Raw genomic sequence first — 6,522 nt, forward strand, 5'->3', positions numbered from 1 at the left:
CCGCGATCCGCGGGCTTGCGCTTCAGAACGCGATCTTCACGCCGAGCTTGCCGTTGAAGTTCTGGCCATCGCCTCTCAGGCTGATCTCCGAGCCCACGCTGCCGTACATGGAGACATTGCGTTTGACGCCCACGTCCGCGCCCAGGTTCAGTTGCACCGATGCGCCCTTCATGTCGGCCCGGAACGGCACGTAACCGTTCTGTGAAGAGAACTCGGTGGTCGGGTTGGTCAGGAACTCGTTGACGAGGCTGGCACGCACCCAGGTCGTTGCGACCCGCTTGCCGTCCGGCCCGGGATCCAGTTCCACTGTGCGCGCCAGGCGCACTCCCAGGCGGCCCCTAAGGCTGTCTACGTCGTTGAAGCGGCTCTTGGCGGCGCCGTCGTTGGCATCGTTGAGGTTGACATTCTGGAACACCAGTTGCGCCTGCGGCTCGATCACCCATTCGTCGTTCAGGCGGAACGGATAGCCGCCTTCCAGCGAGGTCGCGAAGCCAAAGCCGCGCGTGTCCAGGTTGTAGCCCGCGGGCGAGCGGCCGTTGTCCACGTCGTAGCGCGTGCCTTGGATCACCGCGTCGACATACCAGCCTTCCTTACCGATATGCGTCCAGTAGCCGCCCAGCGTCACGCCGTTCATGGCCGCCTGGCCGGCCGAGCGGCCATCCAGGTGGTCGACGTCGGCTGTGGCGCGGCCGAAGGCGACATAAGCGCCGGCATGGTCCATGCTGCCGTTGGCGTTGGCGCGGCGATAAAGGTCCACGCCGGATTGCAGGCCATAGATCTTGTAGTCGTAGTCCGGGCCTCGGGATCCCAGGATGCCCGAGTTGCTGCCGTTGCGCTCGCCTGTCACGCCGATGACGCGGCCCCATGCCAGGGAATTGCTGCCGGTCGGTGTGGAGGGCAGGGCGTAGCGCGCCTCGCCGATGCGTTCATGCAGCGAGTCGAGGAAGGTCGAACCGTAGCGCAAGGCCAGCTCCGGCGTCGCCACGGCCGTGGAGACTTCGGGCCGGTAGTTGGGCGGTGCGGGCGGCACGGGCGTGGGCGGGTTGGGCGGCACCGGCGGCTCGGGCGGGTTCGGTGGAACCGGGGGCTCGGGGTTCTTGCACGCGGGATTGCTGGGCGCGGCGGCGCAATCCACCGTCGATCGCAGGTACCAGTTCTGCAGCCCGCTGCCGTCCACGCTGGAGCGTTGCAACGTATAGGCATACGGACCCGCGGCGACGTAGCCGCCGGCATTACCTAGCGTGAACGCGCTGGTGGCCGTGGTGCCGCCATTGACGGCATCGACCAGCAGAATGCCGTTGCCGGTAGTCACGGCGCCCGCGCCGCCGGCGTTGGTGACGATCAGTGAAGACGAGCCGGAGGCCGTGCCGCCATTGATCACCAGGCGGTCTGACGGCGAACTATCGTCGCCGAGCAAGGTGTTCATCGCGATCCTGCCGCCCTGGCCTGCGTAGTTCGGCGTCGTCAGCGTGGTGCCGGGCGCGGTGCCGGTGCCCATGTTGATGAGGCCGGCATTGGTCACGCCGGCCACAGTCTGGTTGTAGCCGCTCAGATCGAGCGTACCCGCTGCCGCCACGTTCACGGCTGAGTTGGGACTCAGCGTGGAGGCCGCGCCCGCGCGCAGCACGCCGTTATTGACGTTGGTCGGACCGCCATAGGTGTTCTGCGCAGTCAGGATCGTCGCGCCGGTGCCGTTCTGATTGACGGTGCCGCTGCCGGAGATCAGGCCGGCGAACGTGACCGCGTCGGATCGGTTGAATGTCAGCGCGCCGCTGTTGGCCACGTCGCCCAGGATGGCGCCGGACGTGCCGCCATTGCCCAATTGGAGCGTGCCTGCCGCAATCGTGGTGCCGCCGGTGTAGGTGTTGTCCGCCGTCAGTGTCGTGGTGCCAGAGCCGATCTGGTTGACCGTGCCGCTGCCGGAAATCAGGCCCGGGAATGTCTGGACATCGGATCGGTTGAATGTCAGCGCGCCGTTGTTGGTCACGTCGCCCGGGATGGCACCCGTGGTGCCGCCATTGCCCAACTGCAATGTACCCGCCGAGATCGTGGTGCCGCCGGTGTAGGTACTGTCTGCCGTCAGGATGGTGGTGCCTGTGCCGATCTGGTTGACCACGCCGCCGCCCGAGATCTGGCCGGCGAAGGTCTGGACGTCGGAACGGTCGAAGGTCAGCGCGCCATTGTTCGCCACGTCGCCCAGGATGGCACCCGTGGTGCCGCCATTGCCCAGTTGCAATGTACCCGCCGAGATCGTGGTGCCGCCGGTGTAGGTATTGTCTGCCGTCAGGATGGTGGTGCCTGTGCCGATCTGGTTGATCACGCCGACGCCCGAGATCTGGCCGGCGAAGGTCTGGACGTCGGAACGGTTGAAGGTCAGCGCGCCGTTGTCGACCACATTGCCCAGGATCGCGCCGGAAGTGCCGCCACTGCCTAGCTGCAGCGTGCCGGCCGAGATCGTGGTGCCGCCGGTATAGGTGCTGTCCGCCGTCAGCACCGTGGTGCCGGCGCCGATCTGGCTGACCGAACCGCTGCCGGAAATCTGGCCTGCGAACGTCAGGGTGTTGGAGCGATCGAACACCAGCGCCCCATTGTTCGCTACGTTGCCGACGATCGCGCCCGTGGTGCCGCCATTGCCCAACTGCAAGGTTCCAGCCGCGATGGCGGTGCCGCCGGTATAGGTGTTGTTGGCCGTCAGTATCGTGGCGCCCGTGCCATTCTGGTTGACCACGCCGCTGCCCGAGATCAGGCCTGCGAACGTCACGCTGTCAGTGCGGTTGAAGTTCAGGATGCCGTTGTTTGCGACGTTGCCCACGATGGCGCCGCTGGTGCCGCCATTGCCCAATTGCAGCGTGCCGCCGGCGATCGTGGTACCGCCCGTGTAATTGTTGTTGGCGGTCAGTATTGTGGTGCCGTTGTAGGTGCTGAGCTTGCCCGCGCCGGTGATGCCGGGAGTAAACACATAGCCGGCGGTGTTGGTGTGGTTGAACACCAGTCCGCCTGTTGCGCCCAGGGTCAGGCTGGGACTGGGGCCCGTCAACGACAGCGTGCCTGGGGCCGCCGCAGCGGCCAGCGCGGCAGCGCCGATATTGATGACGCCTTGTGAACTGGCCGCTCCGCCAACCACGGCGCTGGTCGCACTGACCACGGCATCGTTCGAAATGGTCACGGCGCCGTTGCCCGAAGCGCCCACGCTGAGTTGAGCGCTGCTGTTCCACTGCGTGCCAGCGCCGCTGACCGTCACCACGCCCACGCTGCCCGGGTCGTAGCCGACAACGGCGGCCGCATTGCTCACGACCGCGCTGTCGCTGATCTGCAGCGTGCCGTTGCCGGTCTGGCCCACGCGCATGAAGCCGGTAGTGTTCAGCTGCGATCCCAGGCCGCTTACCGTAACGGTGCCGGTGCCGCCCGCCGCCACGCCCACATAAGTGTTGGTCGTGCTTCTGACGACACCGCCGTTCGAAACACCCAGCGTGCCCGTGCCCGAGAACCCTACGGACAGGCCCGCGCTGTTCGTCCATTGCGCTCCCGTGCCGCTCACCGTCACATGGCCGGTGCTGCCGACCTGCCGGCCGATGAAGCCGGATCCGTTGGACACCACGCCGGTCGCGCCAATCTGCAGCGTGCCGGTACTGGTGTTGCCTACCGTGAGGGAACTGGCTCCCAGGTTCCAGGGCGAACTCTGCGACCCGGGAACGGTGACTATCGATCCGCCGTCGATGGTCTGGGAGTAGGCGGGGAAAGCGCCCAACGCGATCAGGAATGCGCTGGAAAGCCTGAATGACAAGCGGACGTCAATTGGTGACAAGGGCTGCATCTTCTCTACTCACTTAATCAAAAGAAATTCAGTGAAGTGATCGTCTGCGCGTAATGCCTGCCAATTGAATTTGCCGGTGGGTGAACAACCGACGAGGGCAGGCAACAAGAATAAGCCTGTTTATCGTTGTTGTTACAACAATAAATAGGGTCATATAACGACGCGCAGGAATGTGTGGCTTCCCGTCTACTCAGACGGCAGCCATGGAGGTGCGGTGAAAGTGCCGGGCGATCAGGGAACCGAAGCGATTCCGATCAGGGGCGGGAAATGGACGGAGGCTGAACCCGGGCGCGCGCGCAAGGCGGTGCGACGGCAGACGAGGCCGAGGGGGAGAGGGGACGTACAGGCAACGCGCATGGCAGATCGAACCGACAAAAAAAATGCCTAGCCTCAGTAGTTCTGTTCCATGGCAGAGCTGCTTGGACCTCCGGATTCAGCACATGGTCTGGAAATGCACGAACGAGGATTTTGCAAAGGAGGTCAGGTTCAGATTAGTGCTGGAAAATCCAGGCGCGATTGATGCAAATCAATGGTCTCGCGCGACGCGCGCTCAATAAGCTGTTTATGCGCAGAGCACTGTCGGGTTCCCACAACCGATAGCAATACTGTTGCGGATTGCAGCGATAGTGCGTGGCGCGGCGTTCGGTGTTCGAGCCGCTCAGGCCCCGGTCCGGCGCAGCAGGCCGGCCGGTGTGCACTGGCTCAGCAAGGGGTCGCCGGCCTCCATAAGCACAGGTTCGACAGGGAGGCGCAGGCGCGGTAGCAGCCGCGTCAGCAGCATCTCGCAATCGCGCCGCAAATAGCTTTGTTCGCCCGTCAGTTTGCCGATGGCGCGCGCCCATGCCGAATCCTGCGCCAGCACCAGCAGCGCGAGATGGCCTTTGCCGGCGTCGCGCAGCAGCCAGACGCCGGTGGCGGCGCGCAGCAGCGGATCCAGCGTGTCGGCGAATTTGCGCAGTTCGGATTCACTGAGACCATGCGGTTGGTAGCGCGCGTGGCCGTCCTCGGTCTGGAGCTGCCGCTGCAGCCTGTCCGCCTCCACCCGCCAAGCTTGCGCTTGGCTGGCATCACCGCGCCGTAGCGCCGCTGCCGTCAACTGGCGCAGGCAGGGCTGGCGATGGAGGCCGGGTTGCTCGATGGCTTGCTGCCATAGCGCCTCGGCGCCTGCCTCCAGGCGCGAAGTCTCGGCGTTGGTCTTGTGGGCAGCCCGTCGTAGCTGTAGCCCGGCCAGTTGGCACAGCGTGGGCAGGTGGCCGGGATGATCCTGCAAATTCTGTTCGAGCATGGCGGCGGCGCCGTCCGCGTCGCCGGTCAGCGTGTCGGCGTACCAGGCCATGCGCGCCCGTTCGTCGGCCGACAGCGTGCGCAGGCGCTGCTTGCGCAGCAGCTCGTGATGGCCGGCAATGGCTTCGTCGCGTTCGTTTTGCGCCTCGCGGGCGGCCTGCTCAATGGCGTCGCGCTGCGATTCATCCAGCGCACGGGCCAGGGGCAGGCGCTGGTCGGCCAGCCATGCTTCAGCGGCATTGGGCGCGGCGCGGCGCCAGGGCAGGGGACTGGCGCTGGTTGCATGCAGCGCGGCCAGACGGTCCGACAGGGAAGGATGCGTGTCGTCATCGGCGGTTGGGATGCACAACGCCTGATGCAGCCAGGCCTGCGCTTCGGCCTCGTCGCGAGGGCAGGGCAGCTCGGCCGCGCCGGCCAGCCGCGCATGTGGCGAGGGCGGCTGTGCGTCAGAGGCTTGTGCGTAGACGTCCGGCCAATACTCGCGCAAGGCCCGGCCCTGCAAGGACACGGCCAGCAGCGCGCTCGCTGCGGCATCGGCGCCACAGGCTAGCGCAGACTGCGCATCGGCCTCGTACTCGCACTCCCGCGCAAAATCCAGGCTCGCCGCCAGAAAGCGCGGCACGTGCCAATTCATGAAGAGGCGCAGCGGTCCCGTCGACAGCCCCTTGCGCCGTTCCAGCTGCCTTGCGGCTTCTTGCCATTGCAGGCGCGCAAAGTACACCCGGCTGGCGTAGCGCCCGTGGCTGCCCGCGATATGCGCGCATTCATGCGCCAGGATGGCGCGGCAGGACTCGGCCGAGAGCATCTCCAGCAGCGGCTGTCCCAGCCACAGCACGTTGCGCGTGCGGCCCAGCAGGCGCCGGTGCTGCCGGATGCTGGCGTTGAACTCGCCGTTCAGGTAGACGGCATCCAGCGCCGGCGCACCCAGGCGGGCGCGCACTTGCTCGATCTCGCGGAACAGCGCGGGAGCGTCTTCGGGTTGCAGGCGTATGCCGTCCTCCGCGCCTGGCGGGCGCGCGGCAAAAGGCAGCCGCAGCATCGCCCAGCCCGCGAACGGCAGGGGCAGCGTCAACGCCGCCGCAGCCATGCCCAGGACTCCCGGCAAGGCTGCGTACAGCCATGCGGGCGCCGTGCATAGCGCCACGCCGGCGCCCGCCAAGGCGGCATCGCCCAGCCATAGCCGGGCAGACAGCTTCAATCCCGACAGGCTGCCGCGCGCCATGCTTACTGCGCGGCCGGCTTGGGCGGCAGGTCTTCGGCCGACACGCCGCCGCGGCCCAGATAGGCGCCGAACACCGTGCCTATGGTCTTGACCAGGCTGTGCGAGTTCATCACCTGAGCCTGGATGTCTTCGATGTCCTCGTCGTCCGGCTGCAGGCGGCAGGCATGCTGCGCCCATTCGATCGCGGCAAAGCGGTTCTTCT

General features: G+C 66.3%; 3 protein-coding genes. All 3 read right to left on the reverse strand.

Going from position 1 to position 6,522, the window contains the following annotated elements; all coding sequences use genetic code 11:
• Positions 1-22 precede the first annotated feature (22 nt).
• Entirely contained in the window at positions 23-3,784 is a 3,762-nt protein-coding gene (locus N5C88_RS26630; RefSeq protein ID WP_280016566.1) for an autotransporter outer membrane beta-barrel domain-containing protein, read from the reverse strand.
• Between the two features lie 688 nt (positions 3,785-4,472).
• Entirely contained in the window at positions 4,473-6,320 is a 1,848-nt protein-coding gene (locus tag N5C88_RS26635) for a M48 family metallopeptidase (protein WP_280016567.1), read from the reverse strand.
• Between the two features lie 2 nt (positions 6,321-6,322).
• Positions 6,323-6,522, reverse strand: a 200-nt coding sequence (locus tag N5C88_RS26640; RefSeq protein ID WP_280016568.1) for a hypothetical protein, incomplete at its 5' end; no start/stop codon positions are given.

It is taken from the genome of Achromobacter sp. GD03932 (genome assembly GCF_029839485.1).
Lineage (GTDB): Bacteria > Pseudomonadota > Gammaproteobacteria > Burkholderiales > Burkholderiaceae_B > Achromobacter > Achromobacter bronchisepticus_A.

Excerpts from the sequence above, each read along its gene's own strand:
- N5C88_RS26635 (WP_280016567.1), bottom strand. The coding sequence starts at position 6,320 with ATGGCGCGCGGCAGCCTGTCGGGATTGAAGCTGTCTGCCCGGCTATGG.